The organism is Cryobacterium psychrophilum (assembly GCF_004365915.1).
GTDB lineage: Bacteria > Actinomycetota > Actinomycetes > Actinomycetales > Microbacteriaceae > Cryobacterium > Cryobacterium psychrophilum.
On sequence record NZ_SODI01000001.1, the window covers coordinates 3,220,635 to 3,234,538 of the forward strand.

General features: G+C 64.7%; 13 protein-coding genes and 2 tRNA genes. 11 read left to right on the plus strand and 4 right to left on the minus strand.

The features are described from left to right. Positions 1-100: 100 nt before the first annotated feature. The 5 genes from EDD25_RS15160 to EDD25_RS15180 are packed head-to-tail and all read left to right on the plus strand — an operon-like array spanning position 101 to position 5,263. Positions 101-733 carry a mycothiol-dependent nitroreductase Rv2466c family protein gene (locus tag EDD25_RS15160; protein ID WP_134174447.1) on the plus strand — a complete coding sequence of 211 codons (633 nt, stop codon included), beginning with the start codon at positions 101-103 and terminating at the stop codon, positions 731-733. 9 nt (positions 734-742) lie between these two features. Further along, positions 743-1,231 carry a ribose-5-phosphate isomerase gene (locus EDD25_RS15165; protein ID WP_134174449.1) on the plus strand — a complete coding sequence of 163 codons (489 nt, stop codon included), beginning with the start codon at positions 743-745 and terminating at the stop codon, positions 1,229-1,231. Between the two features lie 2 nt (positions 1,232-1,233). After that, complete coding sequence (locus EDD25_RS15170) at positions 1,234-2,235, plus strand: Fpg/Nei family DNA glycosylase (RefSeq protein WP_134174451.1); 1,002 nt, start codon at positions 1,234-1,236, stop codon at positions 2,233-2,235. After that, positions 2,214-3,713 (plus strand): amidohydrolase, encoded by a 1,500-nt coding sequence (locus EDD25_RS15175; protein WP_338419618.1) that lies wholly within the window; start codon positions 2,214-2,216, stop codon positions 3,711-3,713. Before EDD25_RS15170 ends, EDD25_RS15175 begins: the two co-directional genes overlap by 22 nt. 38 nt (positions 3,714-3,751) lie before the next feature. Then, on the plus strand, positions 3,752-5,263 hold the full coding sequence (locus EDD25_RS15180; RefSeq protein WP_134174453.1) for a multicopper oxidase family protein: 1,512 nt from the start codon (positions 3,752-3,754) through the stop codon (positions 5,261-5,263). Between the two features lie 36 nt (positions 5,264-5,299). Here the strand turns inward: EDD25_RS15180 and EDD25_RS15185 are convergent. Next, positions 5,300-5,373, minus strand: a tRNA-Gly gene (locus tag EDD25_RS15185). Positions 5,374-5,538: 165 nt separating this feature from the next. Here EDD25_RS15185 and EDD25_RS15190 point away from each other — a divergent pair. The 5 genes from EDD25_RS15190 to clpX all read left to right on the plus strand — a co-directional run bounded on the left by EDD25_RS15190 (position 5,539) and on the right by clpX (position 9,975). Beyond that, positions 5,539-5,613: transfer RNA gene (locus EDD25_RS15190), tRNA-Pro, on the plus strand. Between the two features lie 43 nt (positions 5,614-5,656). Beyond that, positions 5,657-7,012 (plus strand): trigger factor, encoded by a 1,356-nt coding sequence (gene tig / locus EDD25_RS15195; RefSeq protein ID WP_166671321.1) that lies wholly within the window; start codon positions 5,657-5,659, stop codon positions 7,010-7,012. Positions 7,013-7,241: 229 nt separating this feature from the next. After that, positions 7,242-7,838 carry an ATP-dependent Clp protease proteolytic subunit gene (locus tag EDD25_RS15200; RefSeq protein WP_134174455.1) on the plus strand — a complete coding sequence of 199 codons (597 nt, stop codon included), beginning with the start codon at positions 7,242-7,244 and terminating at the stop codon, positions 7,836-7,838. A gap of 26 nt (positions 7,839-7,864) precedes the next feature. Next, complete coding sequence (locus tag EDD25_RS15205; protein ID WP_134174456.1) at positions 7,865-8,548, plus strand: ATP-dependent Clp protease proteolytic subunit; 684 nt, start codon at positions 7,865-7,867, stop codon at positions 8,546-8,548. A 146-nt stretch (positions 8,549-8,694) separates the two neighbouring features. Beyond that, the gene (gene clpX / locus EDD25_RS15210; protein ID WP_134174458.1) at positions 8,695-9,975 is read left to right on the plus strand and encodes an ATP-dependent Clp protease ATP-binding subunit ClpX; all 1,281 of its coding nucleotides are present in this window, start codon (positions 8,695-8,697) and stop codon (positions 9,973-9,975) included. A 78-nt stretch (positions 9,976-10,053) separates the two neighbouring features. Here clpX and EDD25_RS15215 read toward each other — a convergent pair whose 3' ends face one another. Next, positions 10,054-12,099 carry a M3 family metallopeptidase gene (locus EDD25_RS15215; RefSeq protein ID WP_134174460.1) on the minus strand — a complete coding sequence of 682 codons (2,046 nt, stop codon included), beginning with the start codon at positions 12,097-12,099 and terminating at the stop codon, positions 10,054-10,056. Between the two features lie 41 nt (positions 12,100-12,140). On the opposite strand from EDD25_RS15215, the gene EDD25_RS15220 reads away from it, so the two are divergent. Continuing rightward, complete coding sequence (locus tag EDD25_RS15220; RefSeq protein ID WP_134174462.1) at positions 12,141-13,010, plus strand: methyltransferase domain-containing protein; 870 nt, start codon at positions 12,141-12,143, stop codon at positions 13,008-13,010. Between the two features lie 175 nt (positions 13,011-13,185). Here the strand turns inward: EDD25_RS15220 and EDD25_RS15225 are convergent, their stop codons facing one another. Together EDD25_RS15225 and EDD25_RS15230 are read right to left on the minus strand one after the other, a co-directional pair. Continuing rightward, on the minus strand, positions 13,186-13,452 hold the full coding sequence (locus EDD25_RS15225) for a hypothetical protein (protein WP_134174464.1): 267 nt from the start codon (positions 13,450-13,452) through the stop codon (positions 13,186-13,188). Positions 13,453-13,455: 3 nt separating this feature from the next. Beyond that, a complete protein-coding gene (locus tag EDD25_RS15230; RefSeq protein WP_241986405.1) occupies positions 13,456-13,902 on the minus strand; it encodes a GNAT family N-acetyltransferase in 447 nt (148 codons plus the stop codon). Positions 13,903-13,904 lie beyond the last annotated feature (2 nt).

Here is a 13,904-nt window from a genome sequence, read left to right on the forward strand (position 1 = left end):
ACCCGCGCAGACAACGGATGCGGCGCACCCGGGGGCACACGGCATCCGCAGTCAGGCGTATTCAGGGGGAGCGCCGGGCCGGTGAATATAAGCTGAAGGCATGACTGATTCCCTGAAGTTCTGGTTTGATCCCGCGTGTCCCTGGGCCTGGATGACATCCCGGTGGGTCGATGAGGTGGCCAGGTCGCGAGACTTCGACGTCGAATGGCGGGTCATGAGCCTCGCCGTACTGAACGAGGACCAGGACCTCAGCGAGGAATACCGCGCGTTCCTGCCCCGCGCCCTCAAGTACACCCGACTGGTGCAGGCGGCCGAGGAACGTCACGGGCAGGTGATGGTGAAGGCACTGTATGACGCGCTCGGAGCCGAAATTCATATTGGCGCGAACAATGACGCCGACGAGGTCATAGCCCTCGCGCTCGCCGCGGTCGGCCTGCCCGCAAGTTTCTCGGCTTACGCCGACAGCGACGAGTACGACACCCAGATGCGTGCGAGTCACTTCGACGCCATCAACCGCGTGGGCATGGACGTTGGAACGCCCGTGATTGCCATCAATGATGTTGCCTTCTTCGGCCCGGTCGTCTCGCCGGCGCCCATGGGCGACCAGGCCCTCGCACTCTGGGACGGGGTGGTTGCCGCCGCAAGCTATGACGGCTTCTTCGAACTCAAGCGCAGCCGCACGAGAGACCCCAACTTCGACGTATCGCACTCCGCGGCCTCCGCGGCTAAATAGACTGCTCATATGCGCATTCATATCGCCACTGACCACGCCGGTCTCGACCTCAGTCATCACCTGATCAAGCACCTGCGAGGCCTCGGCCATGAGGTGGTCGACCACGGTCCAACCGCTTATGATCCCCTCGACGACTACCCCGCGTTCTGCATCAATGCGACGCAAGCCGTCGTCAACGATCGCGAGCAGGGAATCGACGCCCTCGGGCTGGTCTTCGGTGGTTCGGGCAATGGCGAGCAGATGGCCGCAAACAAGGTCACCGGTGCCCGCGCCGCGCTCGTGTGGAACCTCAGCACGGCGAGGCTTGCCCGCGAGCACAACGATGCCAACGTCATCTCGATCGGCGCGCGGGAGCACACCATCGAGGAAGCCACCGCATTCATCGACGCGTTCATCGCCGAGCCGTACTCCGACGAGGAACGTCACGCGCGACGTATCCGGCAGCTGGCCGAATATGAGACCACGGGCACCATCGCTGGCAAGGGCATCGTTCAGTAGCCGTGCCCGAGGGTCATTCCGTTCACCGCATCACGCGGCAGTTCCAACGCAACTTTCTCGGGCACCCCGTGCGCTTCTCGTCGCCGCAGGGGCGCTTCGTCGAAGGCGCCGCGGTGCTCGATGGGCGCACCATGACCGACGCCCGTGCCGTGGGCAAGCAGATGTTCCTCGAATTCGATCACGAGCTGTGGTTGCGTATCCACCTTGGCCTGTACGGGGCGTGGGATTTCTCGGGTGACCTGCTCCTCGATGCCACGATCGCGTCGGCAAACGGGCGGATGGGTCAGACGAACCAGCGGGGCACCGACCTCAATGCGGTTCCCGATGCTTCCATCCTGGATACGGCCGGGGAGAATTCCCTGCACAGCATCGGTGCGCCCCGCCGTACCCGCGTGCGCATGTCGGAGCAGGAGAAGGAACTCAACCAGCTGGAGGTGTTCCCGCCGGAACCCATCGGTCAGGTGCGGGTTCGCCTGCTCACGGAAACAGTCTGTGCCGACCTGCGGGGCCCGACCGCGTGCGAAGTGCTCGACCCGGCCCAGGTAATGGTGTCCATGGCCAGGCTCGGCCCCGACCCGGAGCTCGACAACAGCCCGGAGGCCGAGGAGCGCTTCACGAGCGTGATTCGCCGCAAACCCACGAGCATCGGCAAGCTGCTGATGGACCAGTCCGTGGTGAGCGGAATCGGAAACGTCTACCGGGCCGAACTCCTGTTCCGGGCGGGCATCAACCCGCACGCGCCCGGTAAATCGCTCAGCGACGAAACCGTGCGAGCGCTCTGGCAGGACTGGGCGCACCTGCTGCACATTGGTGTGGAAACCGGCCAGATGATGACCATGGACGACCTCGACCGAGCTGATTTTCATCTCGCCATGCGCAACCGTGCCGACCGGCACTGGGTCTACAAGCGCGAGGGTCTGCCCTGCCGGGTGTGTGGCACCCACATCGTCATTGAAGAGATGGCCGCACGAAAGCTCTACTGGTGCCCGCGGTGCCAGGCATGACCCTGCTGCTGCGCAATGCCGGGCTTCCGGGCAGTGACGACGTCGTGGATGTCGAGATCGCCGACGGCAGCATCCGTCGTATCGGCCCCCGGCAGGCACACCCCATGGCGGACCGGGCGATCGACCTCGGTGAGCGGTGGCTGATTCCCGGGCTGTGGGACAATCACGTGCACTTCAGTCAATGGGCGCAGACCGCCCGCCGCCTTGACGTGTCCGCGGCCGACAGCGCGGCAGCGGTCGCGATCCTCGTGGCGGCCAGGGCCGGTCAGATGCGGCCGGGCGAGACCCTCATCGGATTCGGTTTTCGCGACGCCCTGTGGCCGGACATGCCCACCCTCGGTGTGCTCGACGCGGTCTCTCGGGGAATCTCCGTGGTGCTGGTCAGCGGTGACCTGCACAGCTGTTGGCTGAATTCGGCGGCACTGGCCGAGCACGGCCTGGATGGTCACCCCACCGGTCTGCTGCGGGAAGCGGATGCCTTCGCCGTCGAGGGTGCGATCGACACGGTCCAGGACGGCGTGCTCGACGCCTGGGCGCTCGACGCAGCCCGGCAGGCGGCGAGCCGGGGCGTCGTGGGTATCGTCGACCTGGAGATGGCGTGGAACCTCGACGTCTGGCAGCGCCGCATGGGGGCCGGGGCCGACCTGCTCCGCGTGGAATTCGGCCTGTATAGCGAGCACCTGGGCCGTGCGCTGGCACAGGGGCTGCGCTCCGGCGCGGTGATCCCCGGAACACAGGGACTCCTCACCGTCGGCCCGTTCAAAGTGATCACGGATGGGTCCCTCAATACCCGTACTGCCCTGTGCTTTGCGGAATACCCCGGCATGGAAAGCGGGCCGCACTCCCGCGGAGTGCTCAACGTTCCGGCCGATGAGCTGCTGGCGCGTATGCGTCAGGCCGCGGCAGCGGGTATCCGCCCGGCCGTGCATGCGATCGGTGACCACGCCAATCGCCTCGCGCTCGACGCGTTCGAACAGCTGGCGGCAGAGGGAACGCCCACCCACGGAAGCATCGAGCACGCGCAACTGCTCACTCCCACCGACGTGCACCGATTCGCGACGCTCGGTGTGGTCGCGAGCGTGCAACCGGAGCATGCCCTCGACGATCGCGACGTGGCGGACCGTTTTTGGGCGGGCCGTACCGAGCGGGCCTTCGTGCTCGGCGACCTGCTCGCCGCGGGTGCGACGCTCGCCTTCGGGTCGGACGCGCCCGTCGCCCCCCTCGACCCCTGGGTGAGCATGGCGGCCGCGGTCGGGCGCACCAAGCACGGTCGGGCACCATGGAACCCCGAGCAGGCCGTGTCCCGGCAGGCCGCGCTCGCCGCATCCGCTCGCGGGCGACACCGTATCAAGGTTGGGGACGTCGCCGACCTCGCCGTGTGCGAGATTGACCCGCTGGTCGCGTCCGTTTCCGACCTCCGACGGATGCCGGTGGCCGCGACGCTGCTCGCCGGCCGGTTCACCCACAACACCCTGTAAGCCACCCAGCTCACCGAGACCAGAACGCCCGTGACTATATGAACGTGCTCACCTCCACCCCGCAGCGCTCATCAGGTGCCCGCCACCCCCTCGCCACCCGCCTCACGGTGGCCCTTGCTGCGCTCGCGGCACTCACCATCGCGCTCGCCGGGTGCTCCGGCGATCGGGGTGCGGGGGTCATCAACACGGTGGGGACGGTGGACTTCTCGAATCCGCTCCTCATTCCGCCGCTGGCCCCGTCCACCGTGGCAGCAGACGGTACGAGGTCGTTCGACCTCACGGCCCAGGCCGACACGACCCAGTTCACACCCGGTGTCGACACCGAAACCTGGGGCTACGACCAAGGCTTCCTGGGGCCCACCCTCGTGATGGACCGCGGCGAGCATGTTCAGATGAACGTCACGAATACGCTGGCCGAAGCCACCACCGTGCACTGGCACGGCATGCGATTGCCGGCCCGCATGGACGGCGGCCCGCACCAGCTCCTGGCGCCCGATGCGAGCTGGCACCCGGACTGGACCATCGACCAACCCGCCTCGACGCTCTGGTACCACCCGCACGTGAGCGGGCAGACCGAGCACCAGGTGGAGATGGGGCTCGCGGGAATGATCATCCTGCACGACGATGCGGAGCGGGCGCTCGACCTGCCCAGCACGTATGGGGTAGATGACATCCCCGTCATGGTGCAGGACCGCCGTTTCGACGAGAACGGGCAGATGGTCACCGACGTGCGCGGCTTCATCGGCCCCCTCGGCGACCAGATGCTCGTGAACGGAACCGTTGATCCCTTCCTCGACGTGACAACGGATGTCGTGCGCTTGCGCCTGCTGAACGCCTCGGCGTCCCGGGTGTACAACTTCGCGTTCAACGACGAGCGTTCCTTTGACCTCATCGGCACCGATGGGGGACTGTTGCGGTCCCCTGCACCGATGACCGGTATCCGCTTGTCACCGGGTGAACGGGCAGAAGTGCTGGTCAGGATGGTTCCGGGGGAGACCGTGACGCTGCGTTCCACGCCGCCGGACCTCGGGCTGAAGCCCACAGTCAGCGAGCAGAACGCGGGCGCGGACACCCTCGATGTGCTCGAGCTGCGGGCCGCGGGCACCCTCACGGCGGAGGCCGTCACGCCGTCGTCCCTGGTACCGATGCAGAAACTTTCAGCGAGCGACGCGAGCCAGAAACGCTCCTTCGTGCTCAACGGCTACAACATTAATAACAAGCTCATGGACATGGGACGCATCGACGAAACCGTCGAGGCCAATTCCACCGAGGTGTGGACCGTGGAGAACACGATGCCCATGCCGCACAACTTTCACGTTCATGCCGTGCAATTCCAGGTGTTGCGAGTGGGAAGCGCGCCGCCGCCACCGGAGCTCGCGGGCTGGAAAGACACCATTTATCTCGAACCGGGGGTGCGGTACGAGCTCATCATGCAGTTCGGACCGTATACCGACCCGAACTCTCCCTACATGTACCACTGCCACCTCCTCGCCCATGAAGACGCGGGCATGATGGGGCAGTTCGTCGTGGTGAAGCCGGAAACACAATAGGACCGCAGCCAGTGGGCTGCGGTCCTATTGTTCCAATGGAGGGGATGACGGGAATCGAACCCGCGCCATCAGTTTGGAAAACTGAGGCTCTACCATTGAGCTACATCCCCAGGCCCGTTTTGTTGGGCACTCGAATATCGTAGTACAGGAAACAGGGTGCCGGGTGCCAGTTAGGGCACTCGTTGCCGAATCGCGTGCATTAGACTGACGGAGGCCAATCCGCCGGGCGTTGCTGCACACGTCAGACGGTTGTCCACTACGGGTTGAATTTGATCCGGGGCGTAGCTCAGTTTGGTCAGAGTGTCCGGTTTGGGGCCGGAAAGTCGCAGGTTCGAATCCTGTCGCCCCGACATTACCCGCAGCACACCGTTTCAATACACAGGAGAGTCCCGAGTGAAGTCCACGGTCGAAAAACTGAGCCCCACGCGCGCCAAGCTCACCATCGCGGTGAGCCCCGACGAGCTGAAGCCAGCCATCACCCACGCCTACGGGCACATTGCCGAGGACATCAATATCCCCGGTTTCCGCAAGGGCAAGGTTCCGCCGCCCATCATCGACCAGCGCGTCGGTAAGTCGGCCGTGCTTGAGCGCGCCGTCAACGAGGGTCTCGACGGTTTCTACCGCGCGGCCGTCGAAGAGCACAAGCTTCGCCCGCTCGGTCGCCCCGAGGCTGACATCCTCGAATGGCCGAGCGACAAGGACTTCTCCGGAGACCTTCAGCTCGCCATCGAGGTTGACGTTCGCCCCGAGATTGAGATCCCCTCCTACAAGGGACTCAAGCTGACCGTTGACGCCGTCGAGATCACCGACGAAGAGGTTGCCGAAGAACTCGACAAGCTGCGCGGCCGTTTCGGTACGCTCATCACCGTCGATCGTCCCGCCAAGACGGGCGATTTCGCCCAGATCGACCTGATTGCCGCCATTGACGGCGTCGAGGTCGACACTGCGGCAGGCATCTCCTACGAGGTTGGCTCCGGCGACCTCATCAACGGCATCGACGAGGCACTTGACTCGCTCACCGCTGGCGAGACCACAACCTTCAACTCCGACCTGATGGGTGGAGATCACGAGGGCCAGACCGCCGAGATCACCATCACCGTCATCGCCGTCAAGGAGCGCGAGCTTCCTGCCGCCGACGACGACTTCGCGCAGATCGCGAGCGAGTTCGACACGATGGCCGAGCTCACCGCGAGCCTCAAGACCCAGGTCGAGAAATCCAAGGTGTTCGGACAGGGCGGCCAGGCGCGCGAGCGTCTGATCGAGACCCTCCTCGCATCCGTTGAGGTTCCGCTTCCCTCCGCGATCATCGAGGACGAGGTGAACCGTCACCTTGAGGGTGAAAGCCGCCTCGAAGACGACACCCACCGCGCCGAGGTCACCGAGGCGAGCGAGAAGACGTTCCGTCAGCAGATTCTGCTCGACACGATCGCCGAAGCCGAGCAGGTCAAGGTCAGCCAGGACGAGCTCACGCAGTACCTCATTCAGGGCGCCAGCCAGTACGGCATGGACCCGAGCGAGTTCGTGCAGACGCTCAACACCAACGGTCAGATCCCGTCGATGGTGGCCGAGGTCGCCCGTAACAAGGCGCTCGCGATTGCCCTCGGCCAGGCCGAGGTCGTCGACTCCAACGGCAAGCCCGTCGACCTCGCGGAGTTCACTGCGCCGGTCATCGCCGACGCTGGCGAAGCCGAGACGAGGGAAGACGCGGCCGACGCCGTTGACGCCCCCGCCGAGGACGCTGCCAAGTAGCACTGGTTCCACTAGCACCACCGGCGCGTAGTGCGCCCCAAGGGCCGGATGTCTCACGACATCCGGCCCTTTTTGGCTTTCCGCACTCGCTCCCGCCCGTTCCACGCCCCTTTTTCGACGGTGGCGGGCGGGGGAGTGCCCCGATCAATCTGCCGAGGGCGAACACGGTCATTTTGGCGTGCGTGCTCAGATACCTTTATGGAGAAGCGACAACGAAACGGAGCACGATATGGCCGACCCGACACCCAACACCGGTGTTTTTGACCGACTGCTGAAGGACCGCATCATCTGGCTCGGATCAGAGGTCCGGGACGAGAATGCCAACGAGATCTGCGCCAAGATCTTGCTGCTTGCAGCCGAGGACTCGAAGCGCGACATCTTCCTCTACATCAACTCGCCCGGTGGTTCCATCACGGCCGGTATGGCGATCTACGACACCATGCAGTTTGTTCCCAACGACATCGTGACCGTGGGTATCGGCATGGCCGCCTCGATGGGGCAGTTCCTGCTCACGAGCGGCACCAAGGGTAAGCGCTACATCACCCCCAACGCCCGGGTGCTGTTGCACCAGCCATCCGGTGGATTCGGCGGCACCGCCGCCGATATCCAGACCCAGGCTCGGCTCATCCTCGACATGAAGCAGCGCCTGTCCGAGATCACGGCCGCCCAGACCGGTAAGACCCCCGAGCAGATCAATGCCGATGGTGACCGTGACAACTGGTTCAGCGCCCAGGAAGCCGTCGAATACGGCTTCGTCGACCACCTCCGTGCATCCGCTTCGGATGTCACCGGCGGCGGCGGCACGGATCCCGAAGCCACCAAGTAGTCCACCGAAGGAACAGGAAAGTAATCATGAGCATCCCCACATTCGGTGGAACGGCCTACAGCTCGATGGGCGGTTCGGCCAAGAACATGCCCGACTCCCGCTACATCCTGCCCACGTTCGAGGAGCGCACGGCCTACGGCTACAAGCGCCAGGACCCGTACGCGAAGCTGTTCGAGGACCGCATCATCTTCCTCGGCGTGCAGGTTGACGACGCATCCGCTGATGACGTCATGGCCCAGCTTCTCGTTCTCGAGAGCCAGGACCCTGACCGCGACATCACGATGTACATCAACTCTCCCGGTGGATCATTCACCGCGATGACGGCGATCTACGACACGATGCAGTACATTCGTCCGCACGTGATGACCGTGTGTCTCGGCCAGGCGGCGTCGGCCGCGGCAGTGCTCCTCGCCGGTGGCACCGCCGGCAAGCGCCTCGCCCTGCCGAACGCCCGTATCCTCATCCACCAGCCCTCGGTTGGCGGACAGGGTGGAGGCCAGGCGTCGGACATCGAGATCCAGGCGGCCGAGATCCTGCGCATGCGCGTCTGGCTGGAGGAGACCCTGTCCCACCACTCCAACCGGTCCGTGGAACAGGTCAACAAGGACATCGACCGCGACAAGATCATGAGCGCGGCGGATGCGCTGGAGTACGGTCTGATCGACCAGGTCCTGACCAGCCGCAAGAACCTTCCGATGTTGGTCAAGTAACCGCCAGCCACGGATACACGCACGACACTGCGCACGGCGCGTCATCCTTCGGGGGACGCGCCGTTTCGCAAGTGCCAGCTTGCGCGCAAGTGTCGCGGGCACAGGCTAGGCTCGATGGCAGTGATACCGATGGAGGAGGCTGACCGATGGCCCGAATAGGCGAAAGCGCCGACCTGCTCAAATGCTCCTTCTGCGGAAAGAGCCAGAAGCAGGTGCAGCAGCTCATAGCGGGTCCCGGCGTGTACATTTGCGACGAATGCGTCGAATTGTGCAACGAAATAATCGAGGAACGCCTCGCTGAAGCCGGCGCCGAAGAAGGTACGAGCGAATTCGACCTTCCCAAGCCCAAGGAGATCTTCGGCTTTCTCGAGGAATACGTCATCGGCCAGGAGCCCGCCAAGCGCGCCCTTGCCGTTGCCGTCTACAACCACTACAAGCGCGTTCGGTCCCGCGCCACTCTCGCCGCAGCCGACGCGATTCACGACGACGTCGAAATCGCAAAGTCCAACATCCTGCTGATCGGCCCAACCGGGTGCGGCAAGACGTACCTGGCCCAGACCCTCGCGAAGAAGCTCAACGTTCCCTTCGCTGTGGCGGATGCCACGGCCCTCACCGAGGCCGGATACGTCGGTGAAGACGTTGAGAACATTCTGCTGAAGCTGCTTCAAGCCGCCGACTACGACGTGAAACGCGCCGAGACCGGCATCATCTACATCGACGAGATCGACAAGATCGCGCGCAAGGCGGAGAACCCCTCCATCACCCGCGACGTCTCTGGAGAGGGAGTGCAGCAGGCGCTGCTCAAGATCCTCGAGGGCACCGTCGCATCCGTTCCGCCGCAGGGGGGCCGCAAACACCCGCACCAGGAATTCATTCAGGTCGACACGACAAACGTGCTGTTCATCGTTGCCGGCGCCTTCGCCGGACTCGAAGAAATCATCTCGTCCCGTGCCGGCAAGAAAGGCATCGGTTTCGGCGCCCCCCTGCACATCAAGGGCGACGACATCAACCTGTTCGGCGAGGTTCTGCCCGAAGACCTTCACAAATTCGGTTTGATCCCCGAGTTCATCGGCCGCCTCCCGGTCGTGACAACCGTCACCCAGCTCGACCAGGTGGCTCTCATGCAGATCCTGACCGTGCCCAGGAACGCCCTCGTGCGGCAATACCAGCGCATGTTCCAGCTCGACGGTGTCGAGCTGGAATTTGAGCAGCCCGCCCTGGAAGCCATTGCGGACCTCGCCGTCCTGCGCAAGACCGGTGCGCGTGGTCTGCGCGCCATCATGGAAGAAGTCCTCGGACCGATCATGTTCGAGGTCCCCTCGAGCGAAGACGTGGCCAAGGTCATCATCACCCGTGATTCCGTGCTGAACAACGCGGCCCCCACGATGGTGCTGCACTCCGACCAACGCGAAGACAAGTCTGCCTGACCCTCCGCCCCGGAGCGGGCCATACCGGAGCGGGCCATACCGGAGCAGGCCAGACCCGAGCGGGCGCCATCGTTCGGGCTAGGTGAGGCCGCGGCGCTCCAGCAGGGGCTCGATGCCGGCCGGTCGACCGCGCCAGTCCACGTAGGCCTCAAGCGGGTCCTTGCTGCCGCCCACGCCGAGCAGGCGGTCCCGGAAGCGGTCCCCGTTGCCGCGCGTCAGGCCGCCGTTCTCCGTGAACCAGTCGACCGTGTCTGCATCGAGCACTTCGCTCCAGATGTAGGAGTAGTAGCCGGCGTCGTATCCTCCCGCGAACGTGTGGGCGAAGTAGGTGCTGGCGTATCGTGTGGGCACGACGGGATTGTCCAGTCCTACCGCTGAGAGCGCCGCGGCCTCAAACTCGGCGACATTGGTGACGACAGTGTCGGAATCGATCCGGTGCCACGCCTGGTCGAGCAGGGCGGCGGCGAGGTATTCACTCGTGGAGAAGCCCTCGTTGAACGTCGCGGATGCCTTTATGCGGTCGACGAGGTGCTGCGGCATCGGCGCACCCGTTTCGTGGTGCCGGGCAAAGTTACCGAGGACTTCCGGCCACAGCATCCACATTTCGTTGACCTGACTCGGAAACTCCACAAAGTCACGGTACACATTGGTGCCGGAGAACTTGGGGTAGGTGACCTGCGCGAAGAGCCCGTGCAGCGCGTGACCGAACTCGTGGAAGAGTGTGGTGACCTGGTCGAAACTCAAGAGCGTGGCCTGACCCGGGGCCGGTTTCGCGACGTTGAGGTTGTTGCAGACGACCGTGGGGGTGCCGAGGAGGGTCGACTGCGAAATGAGGGGGTTCATCCATGCCCCGCCGCGCTTCGAGTCACGGGTGTAGAAATCACCGATGTAGAGCCCCGCTGGGGACCCATCTTCATTCGTGACCTCGAAGACGCGGGACTCCGCATGCCAGCCGCTGAGGTCCGGGCGTTCGGTGAAGGTCACCCCGTAGAGTTTCTCGGCCGCAAAGAACACCCCGTTGCGCAGTACGGTTTCGAGTTCGAAATACGGGCGCATTGCGGCGGTGTCCACGTCGAACTTCTGCTGGCGAACCTTCTCGGTGTAGAAGGCCCAGTCCCAGGCGGCCAGTTCGAACGACGCACCGTCCTCGCTGAGTGCCGCCTGCAGGTCAGCCTGCTCGGCACGGGCGTTCCTGGCGGCGGCGGGAGCCAGCCGGCCGAGCATATCGGCAACGGCTTCCGGAGTCTTTGCCGTCTCGTCGGCGGTGACGTAGGCCGCATGGCTGGCAAAGCCGAGCAGACGAGCTCGCAACGCGCGCACGTGGGTGATCTCGATCACGAGGGCACGGTTGTCGTTGGCGCCACCACGGATACCGCGGGCACGTGACGCGGCCAGCAAACGTTCGCGCACATCGCGGTCGGTCAGATCCGCGAGGTAGGGGTGAGAGGTGGGCAGCACAAGCGTGAGCAGGTACTTGCCGTCGAGTCCGCGTTCCGTGGCCGCCTGCGCCGCGGCGGAGATCTCGCCGGCCGCGAGCCCGTCGAGCTCCGCGAGGGTGTCCACAACGACGGCGAGGTCGTTCGTGTCAGCCATCAGGTTCTTCTCGAACCGGGTGGTGAGCGTTGACAAGCGCCTGTTGTATTCCCGCAGTATGGCCTTGTCCTCGACGGAGAGCCCTGCCCCGGCGAGGGTGAACTCCGTGAAGTACCGTTCCACGAGATAGTCGGCCTCGTCGCCCAGGCCGAGGGAGCCGCGCTGTTCGTGCAGGGTGCTGATGCGTGAATAGAGTGCCGGGTCGAGGCGGATGGCGTCGCCGTGGGCCGCGAGGCGGGGGGCGAGTTCCTCCTCCAGCGCGTTGGTGAACTCGTTAGAGTCGCTGGACGTCTGGTTGAAGAACACGGCAGCGACTCGGCCCAGCACCTGTCCACTGCGCTCAAGCGGCAGCATGGTGTTGTCGAAGGTCGCCGCAGACGCATTCGTGGTGATCGCGGCAATCTCCGCGAGCTGGTCGGTGAAGCCGCGCTCGAAAGCGGGGCGATAGTGGGCCTCCGATATCTCGAGAAAGGGCGGCAGTTGGTACGGCAGAGCGCTCGCAGCGAAGAAGGGGTTTGCCGAATCAACCATGTTGCCACCCTAGTTGGGTACTTCCGTCCTAGGCTCGGGTCATGGCCCACCCAGATTTTGCTGCCGGTCCGGAATTCGATGACCCGGAGGTTGCTCCGCGCAAGGCGGTCCCTCTGGACGCCTACACGCACGGGCACCACGAGAGCGTGCTCCGATCCCATACCTGGCGCACAGTGGACAATTCGGCGGCCTACCTCGCACCCGAACTGAAACCCGGGATGACGCTGCTCGACGTGGGTTGCGGTCCGGGAACCATCACGGTCGACCTGGCGCGCCGGGTGTCACCCGGGCGGGTCGTCGGCATCGATGCCTCGGCGCAGATCATCATCTATGCCGAAGGCCTCGCCGTTGATGAGGCGGTGCACAACGCCAGCTTTCGGGTGGGGAACGTCTATGCCCTCGATTTCGACGATGCGTCGTTCGACATCGTTCATGCCCATCAGGTTGTGCAGCACCTCTCCGATCCCGTGGCGGCCATGCGCGAGATCAGACGGGTACTCAAACCCGGTGGTCTCTTCGCCGCCAGGGACGTGGACTATGGGGGCGTCGCTATCTATCCCGCGCTCCCGGGACTCGAAAAATGGATGGAAACCTATCGGGACGTGCATTTCTGGAACGGTGGAGACCCGGACGCGGGCCGCGCGCTCAAGGCGTGGGCGCGACGGGCCGGGTTCGCCAGTGTGGCCGCGAGCGCGTCCATCTGGTGTTTTGCTACGGATGCCGAACGAGAGTGGTGGGGGGAATCGTGGGCTGTTCGCGCCACGGAATCGTCGTTCGCAGCACACGCCATCGAATCCGGTGTCGCCGACTTGGCGGAGCTGCGTGACATTGCGGCGGCGTGGCGCACGTGGGTTCACGATCCTGACGGCTGGTTCGCCATGCCGCACGGCGAAATACTCGCACGAACGTAGGGCCTGTCACGAGCCTGGCATTTCGGAACCAACGTCGACGGTGGTGAGTCGAGCAACCAGCCGGCGTGTGCTCGGCCACTGGATTGTCCCTCGCGGCGCTCAGCGTCGCGGGCGGCCTGGGTTCGGCTGCTCTGTGGGAACGAATCGACCGGCACCGGATGGACCCGGACACGGGCTAGATCCAGTCCTCGTCGTCCTCCACGGCCGTCGCCGGCTGGGTGATCGTCGCGCTGTCTTCGGCGGCGTCGTAGTTGATGACGGTGCCGTCATCGAGCTCAATGACTGGCTTCTTCTCCAGCCAGGTCAACGTCCAACGCCAGGCTGACGTGTCCGTGTCGACCCCGGCCAGGTCGCCCTCGACCGCCTGGACGGCGATCACTACGACCTCCGGCAGGCCGGAGGGAAGGGGCGCTCCCAGCGCCCAGCGAGTTCCGAGCTGCATGACCTAGACCGTGATCTCGTAGGTGACCCAGTCGGTGCGAGTGCCGACCTGGTCGTACAGAATCTGAGCGGTCGCGTTATCGGCCGCCGTGATCAAACGGATGCGGGCCAGACCCTTGTCCTTCGCGTGCTGCTTCACGAAATCCATGATGGCTCGCCCCGTGCCGGCACCGCGGGCGTCGGGCGTCACAAAGAGGTCGTCCAGGCACAGGCCCATGGTGGCGCTCAGGGTTTGCGGCACGGCACGGAAATGCGCGAGCCCCACGTAGGTGCCGTCATCGTCGATCGCGACGGCGCCGGTCAGGGGATGATTCTTATCAATGATCCAGCTCCACACCTGCAGAGCCTTCCCATCGGTGAGTTCGCTCCCGTAAAACTCGCTGTAGCCCTCGAACAGGCCCAGCCACGAAAAGAAATCCTTGTCGCCCAGCGGGCGTACCTGTACTGACATCC

Bases quoted from the DNA above. Each gene is read 5' to 3' on its own strand.
- EDD25_RS15215 (WP_134174460.1), bottom strand. From the start codon at position 12,099: ATGGTTGATTCGGCAAACCCCTTCTTCGCTGCGAGCGCTCTGCCGTAC.
- EDD25_RS15220 (WP_134174462.1), top strand. From the start codon at position 12,141: ATGGCCCACCCAGATTTTGCTGCCGGTCCGGAATTCGATGACCCGGAG.
- EDD25_RS15200 (WP_134174455.1), top strand. From the start codon at position 7,242: ATGGCCGACCCGACACCCAACACCGGTGTTTTTGACCGACTGCTGAAG.
- EDD25_RS15205 (WP_134174456.1), top strand. From the start codon at position 7,865: ATGAGCATCCCCACATTCGGTGGAACGGCCTACAGCTCGATGGGCGGT.
- EDD25_RS15165 (WP_134174449.1), top strand. From the start codon at position 743: ATGCGCATTCATATCGCCACTGACCACGCCGGTCTCGACCTCAGTCAT.
- clpX (WP_134174458.1), top strand. From the start codon at position 8,695: ATGGCCCGAATAGGCGAAAGCGCCGACCTGCTCAAATGCTCCTTCTGC.
- EDD25_RS15160 (WP_134174447.1), top strand. From the start codon at position 101: ATGACTGATTCCCTGAAGTTCTGGTTTGATCCCGCGTGTCCCTGGGCC.
- EDD25_RS15225 (WP_134174464.1), bottom strand. From the start codon at position 13,452: ATGCAGCTCGGAACTCGCTGGGCGCTGGGAGCGCCCCTTCCCTCCGGC.
- EDD25_RS15180 (WP_134174453.1), top strand. From the start codon at position 3,752: ATGAACGTGCTCACCTCCACCCCGCAGCGCTCATCAGGTGCCCGCCAC.
- EDD25_RS15230 (WP_241986405.1), bottom strand. From the start codon at position 13,902: ATGTCAGTACAGGTACGCCCGCTGGGCGACAAGGATTTCTTTTCGTGG.